The organism is Devosia sp., assembly GCF_036563435.1.
Classification (GTDB): domain Bacteria; phylum Pseudomonadota; class Alphaproteobacteria; order Rhizobiales; family Devosiaceae; genus Devosia.
Genome location: NZ_DATCMJ010000008.1, coordinates 1 through 19,420, shown reverse-complemented (window position 1 = coordinate 19,420; position 19,420 = coordinate 1). Strand labels below are relative to the sequence as shown.

At 65.3% G+C, this 19,420-nt stretch carries 24 protein-coding genes and 1 other RNA gene; 24 read left to right on the top strand and 1 reads right to left on the bottom strand.

Features of this window, described 5'->3' with window-relative positions; translation table 11 throughout:
* Positions 1 to 89: 89 nt before the first annotated feature.
* From VIL88_RS04990 to VIL88_RS04950, 9 genes are all read left to right on the top strand, one after another.
* Positions 90 to 377, top strand: coding sequence for a DUF4164 family protein (locus tag VIL88_RS04990; RefSeq protein WP_331986630.1), 288 nt, complete (start codon positions 90 to 92; stop codon positions 375 to 377).
* A 4-nt stretch (positions 378 to 381) separates the two neighbouring features.
* The gene (locus tag VIL88_RS04985; protein WP_331986628.1) at positions 382 to 759 is read left to right on the top strand and encodes a cell division protein ZapA; all 378 of its coding nucleotides are present in this window, start codon (positions 382 to 384) and stop codon (positions 757 to 759) included.
* A 50-nt stretch (positions 760 to 809) separates the two neighbouring features.
* Positions 810 to 1,070: a type II toxin-antitoxin system ParD family antitoxin gene (locus VIL88_RS04980; RefSeq protein ID WP_331986626.1), complete on the top strand. Its 261-nt coding sequence runs from the start codon at positions 810 to 812 to the stop codon at positions 1,068 to 1,070.
* A 3-nt stretch (positions 1,071 to 1,073) separates the two neighbouring features.
* Complete coding sequence (locus tag VIL88_RS04975; RefSeq protein ID WP_331986624.1) at positions 1,074 to 1,361, top strand: type II toxin-antitoxin system RelE/ParE family toxin; 288 nt, start codon at positions 1,074 to 1,076, stop codon at positions 1,359 to 1,361.
* 37 nt (positions 1,362 to 1,398) lie between these two features.
* Positions 1,399 to 1,556: non-coding RNA, 6S RNA (gene ssrS / locus VIL88_RS04970), on the top strand.
* Positions 1,557 to 1,578: 22 nt separating this feature from the next.
* Complete coding sequence (locus tag VIL88_RS04965; protein ID WP_331986622.1) at positions 1,579 to 2,166, top strand: 5-formyltetrahydrofolate cyclo-ligase; 588 nt, start codon at positions 1,579 to 1,581, stop codon at positions 2,164 to 2,166.
* A complete protein-coding gene (locus tag VIL88_RS04960; protein ID WP_331986620.1) occupies positions 2,163 to 3,005 on the top strand; it encodes a TIGR00282 family metallophosphoesterase in 843 nt (280 codons plus the stop codon). Before VIL88_RS04965 ends, VIL88_RS04960 begins: the two co-directional genes overlap by 4 nt.
* Positions 3,002 to 3,391, top strand: a complete 390-nt coding sequence (locus VIL88_RS04955) for a SecDF P1 head subdomain-containing protein (RefSeq protein ID WP_331986618.1) — start codon at positions 3,002 to 3,004, stop codon at positions 3,389 to 3,391. The genes VIL88_RS04960 and VIL88_RS04955 overlap by 4 nt, the downstream gene beginning before the upstream one ends.
* An 85-nt stretch (positions 3,392 to 3,476) precedes the next feature.
* The gene (locus VIL88_RS04950; protein WP_331986616.1) at positions 3,477 to 4,223 is read left to right on the top strand and encodes a YebC/PmpR family DNA-binding transcriptional regulator; all 747 of its coding nucleotides are present in this window, start codon (positions 3,477 to 3,479) and stop codon (positions 4,221 to 4,223) included.
* 47 nt (positions 4,224 to 4,270) lie between these two features.
* Here VIL88_RS04950 and VIL88_RS04945 read toward each other — a convergent pair whose 3' ends face one another.
* Complete coding sequence (locus VIL88_RS04945) at positions 4,271 to 5,044, bottom strand: GGDEF domain-containing protein (protein ID WP_331986614.1); 774 nt, start codon at positions 5,042 to 5,044, stop codon at positions 4,271 to 4,273.
* 547 nt (positions 5,045 to 5,591) lie between these two features.
* On the opposite strand from VIL88_RS04945, the gene ruvC reads away from it, so the two are divergent.
* From ruvC to tilS, 15 genes are all read left to right on the top strand, one after another.
* Positions 5,592 to 6,098, top strand: coding sequence for a crossover junction endodeoxyribonuclease RuvC (gene ruvC, locus VIL88_RS04940; RefSeq protein WP_331986611.1), 507 nt, complete (start codon positions 5,592 to 5,594; stop codon positions 6,096 to 6,098).
* Entirely contained in the window at positions 6,095 to 6,712 is a 618-nt protein-coding gene (gene ruvA, locus VIL88_RS04935; protein WP_331986609.1) for a Holliday junction branch migration protein RuvA, read from the top strand. Before ruvC ends, ruvA begins: the two co-directional genes overlap by 4 nt.
* Positions 6,709 to 7,749 (top strand): Holliday junction branch migration DNA helicase RuvB, encoded by a 1,041-nt coding sequence (ruvB, locus tag VIL88_RS04930; RefSeq protein WP_331986608.1) that lies wholly within the window; start codon positions 6,709 to 6,711, stop codon positions 7,747 to 7,749. The genes ruvA and ruvB overlap by 4 nt, the downstream gene beginning before the upstream one ends.
* The gene (locus VIL88_RS04925) at positions 7,742 to 8,242 is read left to right on the top strand and encodes an NUDIX hydrolase (protein ID WP_331986606.1); all 501 of its coding nucleotides are present in this window, start codon (positions 7,742 to 7,744) and stop codon (positions 8,240 to 8,242) included. The genes ruvB and VIL88_RS04925 overlap by 8 nt, the downstream gene beginning before the upstream one ends.
* On the top strand, positions 8,239 to 8,649 hold the full coding sequence (gene ybgC, locus VIL88_RS04920; protein ID WP_331986604.1) for a tol-pal system-associated acyl-CoA thioesterase: 411 nt from the start codon (positions 8,239 to 8,241) through the stop codon (positions 8,647 to 8,649). The genes VIL88_RS04925 and ybgC overlap by 4 nt, the downstream gene beginning before the upstream one ends.
* 372 nt (positions 8,650 to 9,021) lie before the next feature.
* Positions 9,022 to 9,723 (top strand): protein TolQ, encoded by a 702-nt coding sequence (gene tolQ, locus VIL88_RS04915; protein WP_331986882.1) that lies wholly within the window; start codon positions 9,022 to 9,024, stop codon positions 9,721 to 9,723.
* A 1-nt stretch (position 9,724) separates the two neighbouring features.
* Complete coding sequence (locus VIL88_RS04910; protein WP_331986602.1) at positions 9,725 to 10,171, top strand: ExbD/TolR family protein; 447 nt, start codon at positions 9,725 to 9,727, stop codon at positions 10,169 to 10,171.
* A gap of 8 nt (positions 10,172 to 10,179) precedes the next feature.
* Positions 10,180 to 11,376: a hypothetical protein gene (locus VIL88_RS04905; RefSeq protein WP_331986600.1), complete on the top strand. Its 1,197-nt coding sequence runs from the start codon at positions 10,180 to 10,182 to the stop codon at positions 11,374 to 11,376.
* A gap of 53 nt (positions 11,377 to 11,429) precedes the next feature.
* Positions 11,430 to 12,740 carry a Tol-Pal system beta propeller repeat protein TolB gene (gene tolB / locus VIL88_RS04900; protein WP_331986598.1) on the top strand — a complete coding sequence of 437 codons (1,311 nt, stop codon included), beginning with the start codon at positions 11,430 to 11,432 and terminating at the stop codon, positions 12,738 to 12,740.
* A gap of 290 nt (positions 12,741 to 13,030) precedes the next feature.
* Positions 13,031 to 14,020 (top strand): ABC transporter ATP-binding protein, encoded by a 990-nt coding sequence (locus VIL88_RS04895; RefSeq protein WP_331986596.1) that lies wholly within the window; start codon positions 13,031 to 13,033, stop codon positions 14,018 to 14,020.
* Between the two features lies 1 nt (position 14,021).
* On the top strand, positions 14,022 to 14,810 hold the full coding sequence (locus VIL88_RS04890) for an ABC transporter permease (protein ID WP_331986594.1): 789 nt from the start codon (positions 14,022 to 14,024) through the stop codon (positions 14,808 to 14,810).
* A gap of 3 nt (positions 14,811 to 14,813) precedes the next feature.
* Entirely contained in the window at positions 14,814 to 15,614 is an 801-nt protein-coding gene (locus VIL88_RS04885) for an ABC transporter permease (protein ID WP_331986592.1), read from the top strand.
* A 225-nt stretch (positions 15,615 to 15,839) separates the two neighbouring features.
* Entirely contained in the window at positions 15,840 to 16,295 is a 456-nt protein-coding gene (gene pal / locus VIL88_RS04880) for a peptidoglycan-associated lipoprotein Pal (RefSeq protein WP_331986880.1), read from the top strand.
* A gap of 202 nt (positions 16,296 to 16,497) precedes the next feature.
* Positions 16,498 to 17,439: a tol-pal system protein YbgF gene (gene ybgF, locus VIL88_RS04875; RefSeq protein WP_331986590.1), complete on the top strand. Its 942-nt coding sequence runs from the start codon at positions 16,498 to 16,500 to the stop codon at positions 17,437 to 17,439.
* The gene (gene tilS, locus VIL88_RS04870) at positions 17,424 to 18,698 is read left to right on the top strand and encodes a tRNA lysidine(34) synthetase TilS (RefSeq protein WP_331986589.1); all 1,275 of its coding nucleotides are present in this window, start codon (positions 17,424 to 17,426) and stop codon (positions 18,696 to 18,698) included. Before ybgF ends, tilS begins: the two co-directional genes overlap by 16 nt.
* Positions 18,699 to 19,420: the final 722 nt, after the last annotated feature.

The window sequence follows — 19,420 nt, the reverse complement described above, 5'->3', positions numbered from 1 at the left end:
GACAGTGCCTGCCGTGCCGGTTGCAATGCGCCGGGCGGTGTTGCACCCTGAAGCTGCCTCAATCGCCGAGCATTAGGACCGTAGCTGCAATGAGTGAGACGGAACTTGAAGATGGCCTGCAGGCCGCCGGTGCGCGGTTCGACCGGGCCATGATGCGGCTGGACCAGAGCGTCAAGAACCTCCAGGCCCGCCTCCGGCAGCAGCAGCGCATCGAGGTGGATACCCAGCGCCTGGTGCACGAGCGCGCCCGGCTTGCCACCGAGCTCGACAAGGCCTCGGCCCGTGCCAAGCGCCTCGACGACAGCGCCCATGACGTGTCGCGCCGGCTGGTCGAGGCCATGGAAACGGTGCGCGAAGTGTTAGCCAAGGCGGAGTAGCCCAGTGCCGGAAGTCAATGTCGAGATCAATGGCCGCAAATACCGCATGGCCTGCGAAGAGGGCCAGCAGGGTCACCTGATCGGGCTTGCGGAGCGCTTCAACGCGCAGGTGGAAGCGCTCAAGGGTGCCGTCGGCGAAATCGGCGACAATCGCCTCACCGTCATGGCCGGGATCGCCGTGGTGGACGAACTGGCCGAAGCCGAGCGCCGCATCAAGGAACTCGAGAGCGAGGTTCTGGTGCTGACGCGGGCCGGCCAGGAAATCGCCGCCGAGATCGAGACGCTAGAGGAAAAGTTCGCCGCCAAGCTCAGCGACGCCGCCAAGGCCCTCGAAGGCGTCGCCGGTACCCTGGACGAAGCCGCGCCCCTGCCGCAGGGCTAGGTTGGCAAAGTTTGCCATCGAGCGTAGGCTAAATGGAAAGGAGAGCGCTCATGGCGACGATGGATATCTCCCTGCCCGACAAGATGAAGCAGTGGATCGAGGAGCAGGTCGCGGCCGGCCATTACAGCGACATCAGCGAATATATGGTCGGCCTAGTGCGGGAAGATCAGCGAACATATGCCCGACAAAAGCTGCAGGACATGGTCGACCAGGCGCTGGCGAGCGGGATCAACCAAAAGTCGAAAGAAGAGTTGCTCGAACAGATCATGTCCAGAGCCATCGCAGCCGTGGAAGCCCGCAAGTCAGCATAGCAGATGGTCTGGTTCACCACGGACGAAGCTGAAGACGACCTTCAGTTCATCGCGGAGCATGGTGTCGTCCAGTTTGGTACTCGTGTGTCCCGTTCCTATGCGTTGCGGCTGCTCGGAATGTTCGACACCTTGGCGAGCAATCCTCAAATCGGCAGTGAGAGGCATGCTGCAAACCGACTCATCCGCCTTATGCCCTGCGGCGCGCATAACATCATCTACGTGGTTGAAAACGAGGACGTCATCATCCTCCGCGTCCTGCATGGGCTGCAGGATTGGTTCGATCTCATCTGACCACCCCTTTGCATCCCCCGGCAAAGCGCCTATATCTGCCTTGCTGCCCGGCGCGTGAGGATAACCATATCCCCGGGGCCTTAATCGATCCTAAGGGAGCTGTCCCTGACCGGACCCGTGGGTTCGGACACACGGCGCCCACCTACGTGAGTAGGTTCCCGGGATCGCATATCCCACGGCCAGGGCGGCTCCTATTCAAGCAGGCAGACGCGCGTGCATGGCTGACGACACGACTGCCGCAGACAAGACGGCTCTTCGCCGCGAGGCGCGGGCCAGGCGAGAGGTGCCCGACCAGACTGCGCGCGATCTTGCCGCCGACCAGGTACGCCGACATTTCCTCCTCCATGTGCCCCTCCCACCCTCGGACATCATTGCGGGCTATTGGCCCATCGGATCCGAACTCGATTGCCGCCACTTGCTGGCGGACCTGAGCCACCGCGGCCACACAATGGTTTTGCCTGCCGTCACCGGCCGCCGGCAGCCGCTCCAAATGCGTGTTTGGGAAGCAGACGTTCCGCTCGTGCCTTCTCAGTTCGGCACGATGGCGCCGCCCGAGACGGCACCGCGTGCGGAGCCGGATCTGATCATCGTCCCGCTCCTGGCATTTGACAGCCGGGGCACCCGGCTGGGATATGGCGGTGGCTTTTATGATCACACCCTTGCCCTCATGACCAGGAAACCCAGATTGATCGGACTTGCCTTCAGCCTGCAGGAAGTCGCCCATGTGCCGCGGGAGGCACATGACGTCCCGCTCGACGGCGTGGTTACCGAAAAGGGTTTCCTGCGCTTTGGAGCAGGCGCATGAGGTTCCTGTTCCTTGGCGACGTTATGGGCCGCGCCGGACGCGAGGCGGTAACCGAGCAACTGCCGGGCATCATCGAGCGCTACGGCTTCGATTTCGTGGTGGTCAACGGCGAGAACGCCAGCCACGGCAAGGGGCTGACCGAGGGGCATTTCAACGCCATCCGCAACGCCGGGGCCGACGTGGTGACCCTGGGTGATCACGCCTTCGACCAGCGCGAGGCGCTGACCTATATCGAACGCGAGACCACTCTTCTGCGCCCGATCAACATGCCGCCCGGCACGCCGGGACGCGGGGCGATGTTCGTGGAAGGCCGCAACGGCCACCGCGTTCTCGTGATCAATGCGCAGGGCCGGGTCTTCATGCCCCCCATCGACGATCCCTTCCGCGCCGTGGAAGCGGCCGTAGCAGCCTGTCCGCTGGGCGAGCAGGCGGACGCCATCATCGTCGATTTCCATACCGAGGCGACGTCCGAAATCCAGGCCATGGGCGTCTTCCTCGACGGTAAGGTGAGCCTCGTCGTGGGCACCCATACCCATATTCCCACGGCCGACCACCGCATCCTGCGCGGCGGCACGGCGCTCATGGCCGATGCCGGAATGTGCGGTGACTTCGACTCCATTATCGGCACCGAAAGCGACGAACCGCTCAACCGTTTCCTTACCGGCATTCCCAATGGGCGCTTCGCCCCGGCGGAGGGCGAGGCAACCCTGTGCGGCGTCGCGGTGGAGACCGATCCGCGCAGCGGCCTTGCCCGCAAAGTGCTCCCCTTGCGCATCGGCGGTTCGCTGGCGCAGGCCGAGCCTTGGTTTGACCTTGACGCTGCAGGGATAGTCCGATGAACCGGCGTGTGCTGATGGCGTTGTCGCTGGCGCTGCTCACTGTCGCGCCGGGTCTGGTTCTGGCTCAGGAAGTGACGATCGAGATCCAGTCGGCCGATGCCAAGCGCGATGAAGCGACAGGCGAGCCCATGCTGGTCCTCCTCATGTCGGGCGATGGGCAGGAGGCCTTTGCCGACTTCACCGCCGCCCATGTGGGAGAAGTGGTGGATGTGCTGGTCGATGGTCATCTGGTCACCTCGCCGGTGATCCGCTCGCCCATCTCGGATCGTTGGATGGTGCTCAATGGGAGCTTCGCCCTGGAGGCCGCTGAAGCGCTGGCGGAGCGGCTCAACAGGTCTGCCGCCGATGTCGTGGTACGCGTCCATCGCAAGCAGAAGAACCCCTAGCGTCACATCGGCACCGGCTTCACAACGGGCACGCGCTTGCCTATAACGCGCCACCAATCCAGCATTCTAATCGAGGGAGTGACCGATGGCCGGCCATTCACACGCCAAAAATATCATGCACCGCAAGGGCAAGTCCGACGCGGCACGCTCCAAGGTCTTTTCCAAGCTGGCGCGCGAAATCACCGTCGCTGCCAAGCTTGGCATGCCTGATCCCGCCTTCAACGCCCGCCTGCGTCTCGCGGTGGCCAATGCGCGTGCGCAGTCCATGCCCAAGGACAATATCGACCGCGCCATCAAGAAGGCATCGGGCGGCGAAGGCGAGAACTACGACGAGATCCGTTACGAGGGCTACGGCCCGGGCGGCGTTGCCATCATCGTCGAGACGCTGACCGACAACCGCAACCGCACGGCCTCCAACGTCCGCTCCTATTTCAGCAAGAATGGCGGCGCGATGGGTGAAACCAACTCGGTCGGCTTCATGTTCGACAAGGTCGGCGAGATCACTTATCCGCTGAGCGCCGGTTCCGAAGACAAGGTGATGGAAGCCGCCATCGAGGCGGGCGCCGACGACGTCGAGAGCGACGAGGAAGGCCACTACATCACCACCACGTTCGAAGCGATGGTCGAAGTCGCCGCCAACCTCGAAAAGGTTCTTGGCGAGGCGGAGTCGGTCAAGGCCGTGTGGAAGCCGCAGACCAATACGCCGATCGATGCCGAAAAGGGCGCGACGCTGATGAAGCTGATCGCCACGCTCGAGGAAGACGATGACGTGCAGAACGTTTACTCGAACTTCGAGATGAGCGACGAAGACGCAGCCAAGCTGCAGGCCTAGTTCGCCACCAATTTAGTAAAGGGGCGGTGCCACGGCACCGCCCTTTTTCATGCGCTAAGCTTGAAGGGTACCACGGGGTGGTCGTCGCGGTGCACGACGATCACGCGATTGCGGCCGGCTTGCTTGGCGCCATAGAGGCGCTGGTCGGCAATTCGGAACAGTTCGGAGAAGCTCGATGCCTCTTCGAAGGCAACGCCGCCGATGCTGACGGCCAGCGGCCGCTGCTGTCCATCGGGCGCAAAGCTTGCAAGGTTGACGGAGCGGCGGATGCGCTCGGCAATGGCTTCGGCACTCACCTGATCCACGTCGGGCAGGTAGACGCCGAATTCCTCGCCGCCCATGCGGCCCACAAGGTCACCGGCGCGCAAGATGGTGCGGATGGAGCGGGCGATGATGGTCAGGGCTTCGTCACCGGCATCATGGCCGTAGACATCGTTGATCGCCTTGAAGTTGTCGGCGTCGATCATCAACAGCGCGCCGCGCCTTTTTCGCGACAGCATGATGCCCACCTTGGCGGTGAAGGCACCGCGATTGAGGCAGGCGGTGAGGCTATCGGTGCGGGCCACCAGCCCGAGCCGGAGGTTGGTGATGGTCAGGCCGCGTACCCGAAGGCCCGTATAGACGAAAAACGGCACGCCAAGCGCCGTCGGCAGCAGCGTTGCGCTGACCAGCGCCCGCTGCAGCGCTTCATCGCCCAGGTCCCTGAAATAAAGGATGTTGAAGGCGACCGACACCAGGATGCAGGTCATGGTGCCGTAGAAGGTCCAGCGCCCGACGCCGGACCAGCTTTGCAGGGCCGTCAATGTCTTGGATGGCATCATCGATCTTGACCCGTCTGGTTTCGTGGAGCCACGCCTCGAACGAAGGTCAGGCAGCCGGCGTAGGAACATTGCCGCACGCGTGCCGAGGCTTCGCGCTTCAGGTTTGGTCGCGATCGGGTTGTTCTTGGATAGTGGAGATGCATGTTCGCCCATGTGTAGCGAAGGGCAAACTCGCGGATGCCGCGATACGTTGCGGTGCGGCGGAAGGAGGTTTCCGGCCATGGTTTATTGTTTGCTACCAGAAGCATAGATGCGGTGAACCGCTCGTTCACAGCATTCCTGCCACATGGCTCAAGAACCCCTGCCAAGCCACGCACGCGATGAGTGGAATGGTCGAATGGCCGCCACTTCTGTGGCGGCGGCTCCTTGCGGAAGTCCCTCATGATCAGCCCCTGCATTCCCACCGAGGAGGCTAGGGCGGAGTTCTTAAAGAAGCTGTTTCCTGCTCCGATAGAACTTTATGAAAGCGCACCTTCGGCGCCTCACTGTTTCCTCTTTGTTCACATCAGGCTTGGTAGATGGGACGGGTTTCACTAAGGATGTGGGCATGAATGTTGCGACGCGAATCATCGGCATCGATCCGGGCCTGCGCCGCTGCGGCTGGGGCATCATCGAGTCACAGGGCAGCCGGCTGAGCTTTGTTGCGGCAGGCACGGTCACACCGGCTACGGACGGTTCGCTGGCCGAGCGCCTGGCCGAGCTGTTCAGCGGCCTGGGCGAGGTCCTTGACCGCTACGCGCCGCAGGAGGCTGCGGTGGAAGAAACCTTTGTCAACGCCGGCATGCGTTCGGCGCTGATCCTGGGGCAGGCGCGTGGCGTGGCGCTCCTGACCCCGGCGGCCCGCGGCGTGCCGGTGGCCGAATATGCCGCGAACCTGGTCAAGAAGTCGGTCGTGGGCACGGGCCACGCCGAAAAGGACCAGGTCGCCTTGATGGTCAAGACGCTGATGCCCGCCGCAAGCTTCAAGGGCGCCGACGCGGCCGATGCGCTCGCCATCGCCATCTGCCATGCCCATCACCGGGTGGCCCATCAGCGCCTGAAGGCACTCGCATGATCGGCAAGCTCAAGGGCCTGGTGGACAGTTTCGGCGACGATCATGTGCTGATCGACTGCGGCGGCGTCTGCTACGAAGCCTTCTGCTCCAGCCGCACGCTGCAGGCCCTGCCGCGCGTCGGCGAGGCCGCCGTGGTCTTCATCGAGACCATCGTGCGCGAAGACATGATCCGCCTCTATGGCTTTGCCAGCGAAGCCGAGAAGGGCTGGTTCAACCTTCTGATGACCGTGCAGGGGGTCGGCTCACGCGTCGCCCTTTCCATCCTTTCGGTGCTCTCGCCCTCCGAACTTTCGAGCGCGGTGGCCCTCCAGGACAAGGCCATGATCGGCCGGGCCAATGGCGTCGGCCCCAAGCTCGCCCTCCGCCTCGTCACCGAACTCAAGGGCAAGGTCCCCACCGGCCCGGGCATTGATGCCGGCACGCTGGGCCTGCAGGCGGCCCTGGGCGAAGGCGTCGCCTCCTCGGCCGTCACCGACGCCGTCTCGGCTCTCACCAATCTCGGCTATTCCAGTGCCCAGGCCTCTGCCGCCCTGGCGCGCATCGTCGCCCGTGAAGGCGATGGCATGCCCACCGAGAAGCTGATCCGCCTCGGCCTGCGGGAGTTGAGCGCGTGACCGACCTGACCTCCGCCGCCGCCGGCCGCGACGATCCGCTGGACGTGTCGCTCCGCCCCTCCGGCTTCTCTGAATTCGTTGGCCAGGCCGCCGCGCGGGCCAATCTCGAGGTGTTCATCCAGGCCGCCAAGCAGCGCGGCACGGCGCTCGACCATGTTCTCTTCGTCGGTCCGCCGGGCCTGGGCAAGACCACCCTGGCGCAGATCATCTCGCGCGAACTGGGCGTCGGCTTCCGCGCCACTTCCGGCCCGGTGATCGCCAAGGCCGGGGACCTTGCTGCGCTCCTCACCAATCTCGAAGAGCGCGACGTCCTCTTCATCGACGAGATCCACCGGCTCAATCCGGCGATCGAGGAAGTGCTCTATCCGGCGATGGAGGATTTCCAGCTCGACCTGATCATCGGCGAGGGACCCGCCGCCCGCTCGGTCCGCATCGATCTGGCCAAGTTCACGTTGGTGGGCGCCACGACGCGTGCTGGCCTTCTCACCACGCCGCTGCGCGACCGTTTCGGCATTCCGGTGCGGCTCAATTTCTATACGCCCGAGGAACTGGTGCAGATCGTGCAGCGCGGTGCCCGGCTCCTCGGCATGCCGATGGCGCCCGATGGCGCCATGGAAATTGCGCGCCGCTCGCGCGGCACGCCGCGTATCGCCGGCCGTCTCCTCCGCCGGGTGACCGACTTCGCTCTGGTGGATGGGGCCGCCGAGATCGACCGCAAGCTGGCCGACAAGGCCCTCCTGCGGCTCGACGTCGACGCGCGCGGGCTCGACCAGCTCGACCGGCGCTATCTTTCCACCATTGCCGATTTCTATAATGGCGGTCCCGTGGGCATCGAGACCATCGCCGCGGCGCTGAGCGAACCGCGCGATGCCATCGAGGAAATCGTCGAGCCCTACCTGATCCAGCAGGGCTTCATTCAAAGGACGCCGCGCGGGCGCATGCTGACCGGCATCGCCTTCCAGCATATGGGGCGCAGCGTACCGCAGGGCTTCGTCGGCATGCAGCAAAGCCTCTTCGAGGAGCCTGAGAGTGACTGACCGCATCATGCTCAGCTTTCCGGTCGGTGGCACGCGGTTCAACTATCGCGTCGCCGGCGCCGCCATCCGCGACGGCCATGTCCTTGTTTGCCGCGAGGACGAGGACGACTATTGCATGCTGCCCGGCGGACGCGTGGAAATGGGTGAGCCCAGCGACGTCTCGCTGGTGCGTGAAATCGCCGAGGAAATGGTCATGGCCGTCACCGTCGGGCCGCTCCTCTTCACCTCCGAAAGCTTCTACGGCCGCGTCGGCGAACGCTTCCACGAACTGGGCTTCATCTACCGCATCGAACTGCCGCAAGACGTCCGGCCCGGCGGCAGCCAGCCCTTCCTCGTGCGCGAGGACGAAGGCCATATCCTGCAGTTTTCCTGGCTGCCCCTGGCCGGCACTGCTCTCGAACAGGCCCGGCTCCTGCCGCCCTGGCTGCCCGAGCGCTTGCGCCGCCTCACGGGCAGGCCCGAACATGTGATCTTCCACGAGCCTCAGCCGTGAACCGCCACAGCTTCCCCGTCCGCATCTACTACGAAGACACCGATTTTTCCGGCAATGTCTACCACGCCGCCTATCTCAAGTTCTTCGAGCGCGGGCGCACCGAATTCCTGCGCGAGCAGGGCATCCACCATTCCGAACTAGCTGCCGGGGGCATAGCCTTCGCCGTCCGCTCCATGGAGATCAGCTTCGACGGCGCCGCCCATATCGATGACCTGCTTTCCGTCGTCACCGAGGTCAGCGCCATCACCGGCGCCCGCCTCACGCTCAACCAAACCATCCGGCGCGGCGACACCGTCCTCACCCGCGCCACGGTTGTGGTGGTGGCCATCAAGACCAGCGGCGGTCCGGCACGGATGCCCAGGGTGATCCTCGAGCGGTTTGGTCCACAACCGGCCGTCACGATCTGACCTGGTCCAGCTGGTACGTGCACATCCCACCCCACCGACCGTCACCGACCGCTCACCAACCCACCAGCCGTCACCCTCGGGCTTGACCCGAGGGCTCTGCACTTGCTGCATGTTGGTTAAGTGAAGTGCCCTCGGGTCAAGCCCGAGGGTGACGTTCCGTGTTCGGGCGCGCCAGCATCAGCCACCCCCCAAGACTCTCTTTGTTAACCACTCCTTGACCATAATCGCGGCAAAGCGAACACGTGTCCGTCAGCCCACCCGCTAAGGGCCGGTCTGTCGGGCATTTCTCTTAATTTTGACAGATTTCGACCCCATCGCCTGCTCGGGGTCGGGTGCAGGAACCGGGCCAAAAAGGATCACTACATGGAAGCCATGGATGCTGCGGCGGCAGCCGCCCCTCATGCCGACTTGTCCATCTGGGGCCTGTTCTGGGCCGCCGACTGGATCGTCAAGTCCGTCATGCTGGGCCTTGTCGCTGCCTCGGTCTGGTGCTGGGCGATCATCATCGACAAGACCATTACCTATCGCCGCACCACGAGCGAAATGAACAAGTTCGAGCGCACCTTCTGGTCCGGCCAGTCGCTGGAAGAGCTTTACCAGCAGCAGGCTGAAAAGCCCTCCGGCGGCCTTGGTGCCGTTTTCGTCGCCGCCATGAAGGAGTGGAAGCGCAGCCACGAGCAGAATGCGGCGAGCTTCGTCGGCATGCAGCAGCGCCTCGACAAGGTGCTCGATGTGGCCATCTCCCGCGAAAGCGAAGTGCTGGAAAAGCGCCTGGGTTTCCTCGCCACCGTCGGTTCGGCCGGTCCGTTCATCGGCCTCTTCGGCACGGTCTGGGGCATCATGAATGCCTTCACCGCCATTGCGGCCTCGTCCAATACCAGCCTTGCCGTGGTGGCCGGCCCGATCGCCGAGGCGCTCTTTGCCACAGCCATCGGCCTTGTCGCCGCTATCCCGGCGGTTATCGCCTACAACAAGCTCAGCGCCGATGCCGGCAAGATGATCGGCCGCCTCGAAGGCTTTGCCGACGAGTTCTCGACCATCCTGTCGCGCCAGCTCGAAGCACGGAACCGCTAAGATGGGCATGGGTGTATCAGGCGGAGGTGGCGGCGGCGGAGGCCGGCGCCGTCGGGGCCGCAGCAAAGCTGTGATGAGCGAAATCAACATCACGCCCATGGTAGACGTGATGCTGGTGCTGCTTATCATCTTTATGGTTGCCGCGCCGATGATGACGGCCGGCGTGCCGCTCGACCTGCCGAGTTCGGCCGCGGCGGCCCTGCCCAACCAGGCCGATCCGATCACCGTGGGCGTCACGCCCGACGGTGCCGTTTTCATTGACGACGATCCGGTGGCCGAAAGCCAGCTGGTAACCGAACTGACCACGCGTGGCGTCAACGGCGCCGAGGACCGCATCTACCTGCGCGGCGATACCAGCGCCAACTACGGTGCCGTGATGCGCGTCATGGGTCTCCTGTCGGCCGGCGGTTTCACCAAGATCGGCCTCATCACGCAGCCGGAGCAATAGCGCAGCCCATGCGGACCGGCGTCATCGTTTCCATTGCTGCTCACCTGGCCATCCTCGCGATCGGCTTGGTCAATCTCGGCTTTGCCGAGCCGCTGGAGACGGTGGACAACGCCATTGCCGTGGATCTCGTGCCGATCAGCGACGTGTCCAGCATCCGCGCCGGTCAGCTCGACAGCGAGGTGGTGGAAACCGATACGCCCTCCATCGTCGAGGACGATCAGCCTGCCGAAATCGCCCAGCCGACCGGCAATACTGAGCAGGACCAGCCGACGCCGTCACCTGCCGATATTCCAACGCCGGCACCGGTGACCAATTCAGCGCCGCAACCCGAGGCCGCGCCGCCGCCCGAGCCAGAGCCCGCTCCCGAACCGGAACCGGCGCCGGAACCCGAACCAGCGCCGGAGCCAGAGCCGGTGGTGGCGCCCACGCCTGTCACCCGGCCCACGCCGCCAGAACCCGAGCCCGCTCCGGAACCCGAACCGGAGCCCGAGCCTGTTCCTGAACCAGAACCTGCTCCTGAACCGGAGCCGGCGCCCGAGCCAGTGCCTGAACCCACGCCCGAGCCGACGCCGGAGCCAACGGTTGCCGCGCCTACCCCAGCCGCGCGCCCGTCAAACCTCGCCCAGCTGCGCGAGCGTTTCGCTGCGGCCGAGGCCGAGCGCCGCAAGCGCGAGGAAGAAGAAAAGGAACGCGCCCGCGTCGCCGCGGCGCAAGCCGCCGAGCGCGAAGAGGCGGAGCGCCAGGCCGCCGAGGAGGCTGAAGAAGCCGAGCGCGTTGCCGAACAGGCTTCGCCGCCGCAGCTCGATGCCGAGCTGGCCGACGATATTTCGGCGCTGATCAATCGCGACCAGACCACCGGCGCCACAACAGGGCAGGGCGGCTCGCCGACCCTGGGTGATACGACCGGCACGGCGGCAACCCTCAGCACGACCGAGATGGGCGCCATGGTGGCCAAGATCAAACAGTGCTGGAACCTCTTGCCCCACGAACAGATTCCGGGGGTGGAGGTGACCGTCAACATCCGCCTGAGCCAAAACGGCACGCTGTCGGATGTTCCGCGCATCGTGGCGGTCAGCCAGCAGGCAGAGGCCATCAATATCGCCCAGAAGGCCGTGAGTGCCGTGGCCGCCTGCGCCCCCTACGATATGCTTTCGGCCGCCAGCTACGGCGAGTGGCAAAATATGAACGTCGTGCTGAGCCCGTAACCTTGATGTCGGTGCAGCATAGTGGCCAGCAACTGGCAGGAATGGAGACTGAAATGACCCTTTTCACGCGGCGGAATGCTCTCAAGCTCGGCCTCGCAAGTGGTTTGACGGCGGCTCTGGCTGCCCAGGCCCGGGCCCAGGTGACGATCAGGGTGGAAGGCGCCAACTTCCAGCCCCTGCCGATCGCCGTTCCCGACTTCGCCTCGTCCGATCCGACCTTCGGGCGCGAGATCGCCGATATCGTGCGCAACAACCTGCGCCGCTCCGGCCTGTTCCTGCCGCTCGAGCCGGCCTCGCTGCCCATTCAGGTCGGCGATGTCAACGCCACGCCCGATTTCAACATGTGGCGCACGGTCAATGTCGATGCCGTGGTCATGGGCGCCGTCGAGCGCGGCGGCACCATCTCCTCGTCCGTCCGCGTATGGGATACCCGCCAGGGCGCGCAGGTCGTCGGCTCGAGCTACAATACTGATCCGAGCGCCTCGCGCCGCGTCGGCCACATCGTCTCGGACGCCATTTACACCTCGCTGGCTGGTGGCAGCGGCTACTTCGATACTCGCGTCATCTATACGGCCGAAAGCGGCCCCAAGGCCAACCGTGTCCGGCGCCTGGCCATCATGGACCAGGATGGCGCCAATGCTCAGTATCTGACCGATGGCTCCACCATGGCGCTGACGCCGCGCTTCTCGCCCAATGGCGACATGGTCGTCTACATGAACTTCGCCGACGGCAATCCGCAGGTCTATCTGCTGCAGCTCTCGACCGGCCGGCAGCAGCGCCTGGCCAATGTGGGCGCCATGACCTTCGCGCCCCGCTTCTCGCCCGACGGCGGCACGGTCGTCTTCTCGGTGGAGCAGGGCGGCGCGACCAACATCTATGCCGTGGGCACCGGCGGCGGCTCGCCCATGCAGCTGACCTCGGGCGCGGCGATCGACACCGGCCCGTCCTTCTCGCCCGATGGCTCGCGCATCATCTTCGAAAGCGACCGCGGCGGCTCCCCGCAGATCTACATGATGGGCGCCGGCGGCGGCAACGCCAACCGCATCAGCTTCGGCCAGGGCAGCTATTCGACGCCGGTCTGGTCGCCGCAGGGCGATCTCATCGCCTTCACCCGTCAGTCGGGCGGCCAGTTCAACATCGGCGTGATGAACCCCGACGGCTCGGGCGAGCGCATGCTCTATTCGGGCTTCCACGCCGAGGGCCCGACCTGGGCACCCAACGGGCGCGTCATCATGTTCTTCCAGGATCCGGGCGGCAATGACGGCCCGCGCCTCATGAGCGTCGACATCTGGGGCCGCAATCTCCTCACCATCCCCACCGAAAGCTACGCCTCCGACCCCGCCTGGTCCGGCCTGCGCAGCTAAGCACCCTCTACCTCCCCTGCAGTGCGCAGGGAGGGGATAAACACTGGCGCTTGTGCTAGCGCCTCCCTCCCCCTTGAGGGGAGGGACCGAGGGTGGGGGTTCCGGGTTTGCCCATGCTCAGAAGTTGCGGAAAACGCCGAACCCCCACCCCCACCCCTCCCCTCAAGGGGGAGGGGAGCCTTCGCTCCACTCCGGCTTCGCAAGGAGCGAACTTCGCGCGACTTGAGCTCTTCACGACTCTGTCATAACCCGCCACTATCCAACCGGTCCCCTTCACCCTGGCCGGTTCCATGTCCCCGATCATCGTCGCCGACCACGTCAGCAAGACCTTCCAGCAGCGGGTGCGCGCCAAGGGCACGATGGGCGGTCTGCGCAGCTTCTTTTCGCGCCATACCGTGCCGGTCCACGCCGTCGCCGACATCTCCTTTGCCATCGCCCCTGGGGAGGCGGTGGGCTATCTCGGCCCCAATGGGGCCGGCAAATCCACCATGATCAAGATGATGACGGGGATCCTCGTGCCCACCACCGGCCAGGTCGAGGTGCTGGGCGTGTCGCCCCATGCCGAGCGGGTCAGCAATGCCCGCCAGATCGGCGTCGTCTTCGGGCAAAGAAGCCAGCTGTGGTGGGATCTGCCGCTGAGCGAAAGCTTCGAGCTGCACCGGCGCATCTACCGCATCGAGCAGGCGCGCTTCGACCACAACCGCGCCGAGATGCTCGCCATGCTCGACATGGCCAGCTTCATCGACCGCCCGGTGCGGCAACTGAGCCTGGGGCAGCGCATGCGCGCCGAGATTGCCATGGCGCTGATGCACGACCCCAAGATCCTCTTTCTCGACGAGCCGACCATCGGCCTCGACGTCGTTGCCAAGGACGCGGTGCGCCGCTTCCTCGCCCAGATCAACCGCGAGCGTGGCGTCACCATTATCCTCACCACCCACGACCTTCAGGATATCGAGCACATCTGCCCGCGCCTCATCATGGTCGATGACGGCAGGCTCCTGTTCGATGGGCCGTTGGCGCAGCTGCATGCCGCCTTTGGCGCCCGGCGCCGCCTGACGCTGGAATTTGCCGAAGATCCCGGCCCGGTCATGCTGTCGGGTGCGGAAATGGTCGGGGCTTCGCCGGTGATGCGCGAATTCCTCCTGCCCGACGACGGGCGTTCCCTGGTCGACCTTATCGCCCAGCTCGGCAACCCGCCGGGCCTGCGCGACATCGAACTCCACCGCCCCGACATCGAGGAAGTGATCCGCACCCACTACCAGTCGCGGCAGGCAAGCTGAGATGTTCCTCGCCTTCGCTATCAGCGCCTTTCGCACCCGCATTGCCTACCGCTCTCAAGTCTGGGCCCTCCTCTTCGGCGTGGCGCTCGAGATCTTTGCCCGCGTCTCGATCTGGACCGCCGTCTATGGCGGCAATAGCGTCATCAATGGCGTGTCGCTGTGGCAGATGGTGACCTATTCGGTCCTCGCAGTGGCGCTGTTCAGCGACTGGGACTCGATCGAACTGGTGCGCGACGTCGGCGCCTCGATCCGCAGTGGCGACATCGTCAACCAGCTGCTCAAGCCCTATGCCTATCCCGCGTCCTTGTTTGCCCGCACCGTCGGGTCCAAGCTCTCGCAGGTGCTGCTGATCGGCCTGCCGCTGATCGCCGTGATTGCGTTCGCCTTCGGCCTCGTCCCGCCCGCAAGCCTTGGCCACGCCCTTTTCTTTGCGCTGCTGTGCCTGGTCTCGGCCGCCATGATCATGGCCGTCGGCATCGTCTTTGGCCTCCTCAGCTTCTGGGTGCTCGATGCCCATGCGCTGGAATGGTTCATGCGCGGCTTCGTCGCCTTTCTTTCGGGCGGCTTTGTGCCCCTCTGGTTCTTTCCACCGGCCCTCAGCCAGATTGTCGCTCTCCTCCCATTCTCCTGGATCGCCTATCATCCCATGGCCGTCTATCTGGGGCAGGTCGACCTCGCCGGCGCGGGTTTGACCCTGTTGGGCGGCCTGGCGTGGCTTGCCGTGATGGTGGGTGTGATCGGCTGGCTCTGGTCGCGCACGACCGGCCGCCTCGTGGTGCAGGGAGGCTGAGCTTTGCGCGAAACCCTAAGCCTCATGTGGTTCCTGGTGCAGCTCCGCGTGCGCACGCGGCTCGAATACCGCGCCGGGCTGGTGGTGGCATGGCTGGCGCAGGCCTTCGGCTATACGGGGGTCTTTGCCTCCATCTGGGTCATCGTCGCGCGCTTCGAGCATATCGGCGGCTGGACCTGGCCCGAAGTGGCGCTGCTGCTGGGTTTTCACGTCCTCAGCTACGCCATCGGCGCCTCGCTCACTTTTGTGCAACTGCGCAACATGGAAGACCAGGTGCGGCAGGGCACGTTCGACGTCCTCCTAGTCCGCCCGATAAATCCCTGGGCCTACCTTTGCTTTTCCGGCATCAACATCGAATATGGCGGCCATGTTGCCCTCGGCCTCGTGCTGCTCGCCTGGTCGCTGCCGCAGCTTGCCATCGACTGGTCGTGGCTCACCGTCCTCCAGCTGCTGCTGAGTTTTCTCAGTTCCGCCATCCTGACCGGCGCCATCATCACCATGGTAGCGGCCACCGCGCTGATCCTGGGCCGTTCGCGCTACCTCTTCGGCATCTATTTCAGCTTCTGGGAATTGGCGCGCTATCCTCTGCCTATCTTTGGCGCACCGCTCCAGGCGCTGCTGCTGACGGTGGTTCCGCTCGGCTTCATGGCCTATGTCCCCGTCGCCGCCCTTCTCGGCAAGCCGGTGCCGTTTCTGGGCGACTATGCGGGCCTGGGCGCAATTCTGGCCGGCCCACTTGCGGCGCTGGCGGCCATCTGGTTCTGGCGCTTTTGCCTTCAGCGCTACCAGGGCGCGGGCGGCTAGGCTTAACCTTAACCGGAGCATCGCGGCTGCTGTTGCGCGATTGCATCATCCGCAAAAAGCCCGGAATCCCGCCACATTGCAGCCGTGATAGCCGAACATTAACCACGTCCACAAACCCGGCCTTAAGACTAAGCGCGGTAAATGCCGTGCTTAAGATTGTTGCCTTTCCAGGAGTGAACCGTGGTCTTTACCGCACCCCTCAATACTGCAGTGCGCGCCCTCGCCATGCTGTTCTTCGTCGCGGTCATTGCGGCCTGTGCCCGTAACCCCAACGACAATGTCGGCCTGACCGGCGTGGGCAATGTCGGTCCGGGCGGCGGCGCTCCGGGCAGCCAGCAGGAATTCCTGGTCTCGGTCGGCGACCGCGTGTTCTTTGAAACCGACTCGAGCTCGCTGACCGCCGAAGCGGCCGCCACCCTCGACAAGCAGGCCGCCTGGCTTAACCAGTACCAGAACTACCGCATCATGATCGAAGGCCATGCCGACGAGCGCGGTACCCGCGAATACAACATTGCCCTGGGCGCCCGCCGCGCCTCGGTCGTGGTCAACTACCTCGTATCCCGCGGCGTCAACCAGCAGCGCATCACCTCGCAGAGCTTCGGCAAGGAACGCCCTGTTGCCATCTGCAACGACATCTCGTGCTGGTCGCAGAACCGCCGCGCCGTCACCGTCGTGCAGTAAACCCTTCCCCCTCGGGGGAGCCGAATCCAGTGCAAACTGGAGGCAGAAGCGCCCGGAGCCATTATTTGGCCCGGGCGCTTTCTTTTTGTCCCATTTGCCCTTTATCGGCTGACGCCGCGACACCATCTTGGCGTCGATCATATCTGGGCAGCGGAGGCGTCACTTGAAGCTAACATCCATGGCACGCGCAGGGAAAAGGGCTTTGTGCACGCTGGCCGTTGGCCTCGGGATCACGGTCCCGGGCATGGCCGCGACGCAGACGCCGCTGCCGGCCGAGCTTGGCGGCCTGACGTTCACCAACAGCACCCAGCCGGCGCGCATCCATGTCGCCCAGGCGCAGGACAGCGCGCAGCTCCTGGTGCGCATCCAGCAGCTCGAGGAGCAGTTGCGCTCCCAGAACGGGCAGATCGAAGGCCTGACCTTCCAGATGACGCAGCTGCAGGAACTGGTGACGCGGCTTCAGGCGCAGGTAGAAGGTGGCGGCAGTGCCGCCCCCGCCGGCGCCTCCACGTCCACGCCCACGCAACCGGCCGACGCGGTGCCGCAAACCCAGATTCCAGAGCAGGGCGTGCAGCCGCTCCCCGGGGAAGTGGAATTCGACCCCACCTTTGACGATGGCAGTGCCCCCGCCGATGAGACCGGCGCCTCGGCCGATCCCCTGGTGGGCACCGGCGCCACCGGCGGCGTCGACCTCGCCACCGGGCAGCCGCTCAACCTCGACTATGATCCCGCCGCCACCGACACCGGCAATGCCGATGCCGATGCGCAGTTCAACGCCGGCTACGAGGCCCTGGCGTCCGGCGACTATGCCTTTGCCGAGGATCAGTTCAGCCAGTTCATCGAGCTCTATCCCGACAATCCGATGGTCGGCGACGCCGCTAACTACCTCGGCGATGCGCTCCTCCAGCGCGGCGCCTATAATGAGGCCGCCGACGTACTGCTCGACGCCTACCAGAAGGATCCGCAAAGCGAGCGCGCGCCCGAACTCCTGGTCAAGCTCGGTGCATCCATCTCCGGCGCCGGGGAACGCGAAGTGGCCTGCCGCACCTTCGCGCAGGTCAGCAGCAATTATCCCAACCTTGCCGACGACGTCGCGGCACGGCTTGCAGCGGAGAAGACCAAGGCCGAATGCCCGCCCGCATGACGCCGGGACTGGAGACGCCGCAAGAGCTCGCGGCGCTGTTTGACCAAGTTGCCGGTAGCCGTGTCATCGCCCTGGCCGTCTCGGGCGGTGCCGATAGCCTAGGGCTGATGCTGCTGGCGCAGCGCTGGGCCGCCGGCCTAGCGCTGCCGCCGCGACTGATCGTCTATTCGGTCGACCATGGCCTGCGGCCGGAAGCCGCCGCCGAAGTGGCCATGGTGGTCGACCTCGCCGCGCGCCTTGGCCTTCCGGCGCGTGCCCTGCACTGGACCGGCGAAAAGCCCTCGCACGGCATCCAGGAAGCCGCGCGTCTTGCCCGCTACGGCCTGCTGGGCGCCGCAATGGCCGAAGACGCTGCCGAGGTTCTCCTCACCGCCCACCATCGGCAGGACCAGGCCGAAACCGTGCTGATGCGCCTCGCCCATGGCAGCGGTCTTGAAGGTCTCAAAGGCATGACGTCCTTTGCCGAGGTGCAAGGCGTCCGCGTGCACCGCCCCCTCCTGGGCGTCGAGCCTTCTGCCCTGCGCGACCTTGTCCTTGCTGCAGGTCTCCAGCCAGCCGAAGACCCGACCAATACCGACACTCATTACGAGCGCGTGCGCTGGCGCCAGGCCATGCCTGCTCTGGCCACCCTGGGCCTCGATGCCGCGGCACTTTCGCAGTTCGCCGAGCGGGCCGCCGAGGCCGATGCGGCAATCCGGCAGATGGCCGATGGCTGCTTTGCCGAAATCGTGCGCCTCGACGGCTTTGGCGCCGCCCGCATCGACCTGACGCCCTTTACCGGTCTCAGCCCCGCCATTTCCACCCGGCTGCTCGGCCGCGTGCTCAACATTGTCGGCGGCCGCCAGAAGCCGCGCGCCCTGGGCCAGGTGGAACGGCTGCGCCAGTCCATCACCCGTGGCGAACTCCTCAAATCCACCACGGTGCTCGGCTGCGTGGTCCGCATCAAGGATGGCGCCATCGCCGTGGCACGTGAGCCGGGCCGGGCGCTGCCACCCGATGCTCTGCTGGTGCCGCATGGCACCCTGGTCTGGGACGAACGCTTTCGCATCGTCAACGGCTCGGGCGAGGCAGGCCTCACCGCCAGCGTCGCCGACTACCTGCCGCGGCACCGTCTCGAAGAATTCCTCGGCTTCAAGGTCACCGCCCCCGCCGAAGCTATCCGCACCGCCCCCATCGTCCGCGACCCCTCCGGCGGCGTCCTCTCCTTGGGCGGCTGGTCCTTCGACGACCGAATCCAGGTCCAACTGCTGATCGACTAGCAGGACGCCGGCCCCACCCACCAGCCGTCACCCTCGGGCTCGACCCGAGGGCCCTGCACTTGCGGAGTGCGGGTGAAGCGGTCCAGCCCGAGGGTAACGGCCCGGGGCTAGCACCCACTCCCGGGGCTCACCAGAAAGTCCTAGCTCCTAACCGAGATGTGGCAGTCGTCTCCCTCCCCCTTGAGGGGAGGGATCAAGGGTGGGGGTTCTGTGCCTTCCACCCACTCAGGCGCCAGTCAATCCGCTGGAACCCCCACCCTCACTCCCTCCCCTCAAGGGGGAGGGAAGCCCGTGCTGTGGATAGCGCAAGATCGTGCCACAAACACCGCACGGCACCTCCCCCTCGACGGGGGAGGATGGGAGGGGGTGCGGTTTAGCCCCTGTCCATCGGCCCCACCCACCAGCCGTCACCCTCGGGCTCGACCCGAGGGCTCTACACTTGCGAAACGCGGCTGAAGCAAAGACCCCTCGGGTCAAGCCCGAGGGTGACGTTCAGCGGCGGCGATTGGCGATCGGGCCGCTTTGAGTATCACTGCCCCACACATACTTATCCCCACCCCCTCGTTCCCAGCATATCCTCTCCCCATCCACCCCGCGCAGGCGGCCTGCAGGCGACAGTGGCGGGAGTGGGCCGGGCGCATGGCAACGTCAGCCAGGGCGGGTCGAGGCATGGGCCGGAATCTCTGCGAGCGTTGGAGATCCCGCGAGTCCCGTGTCCGGCA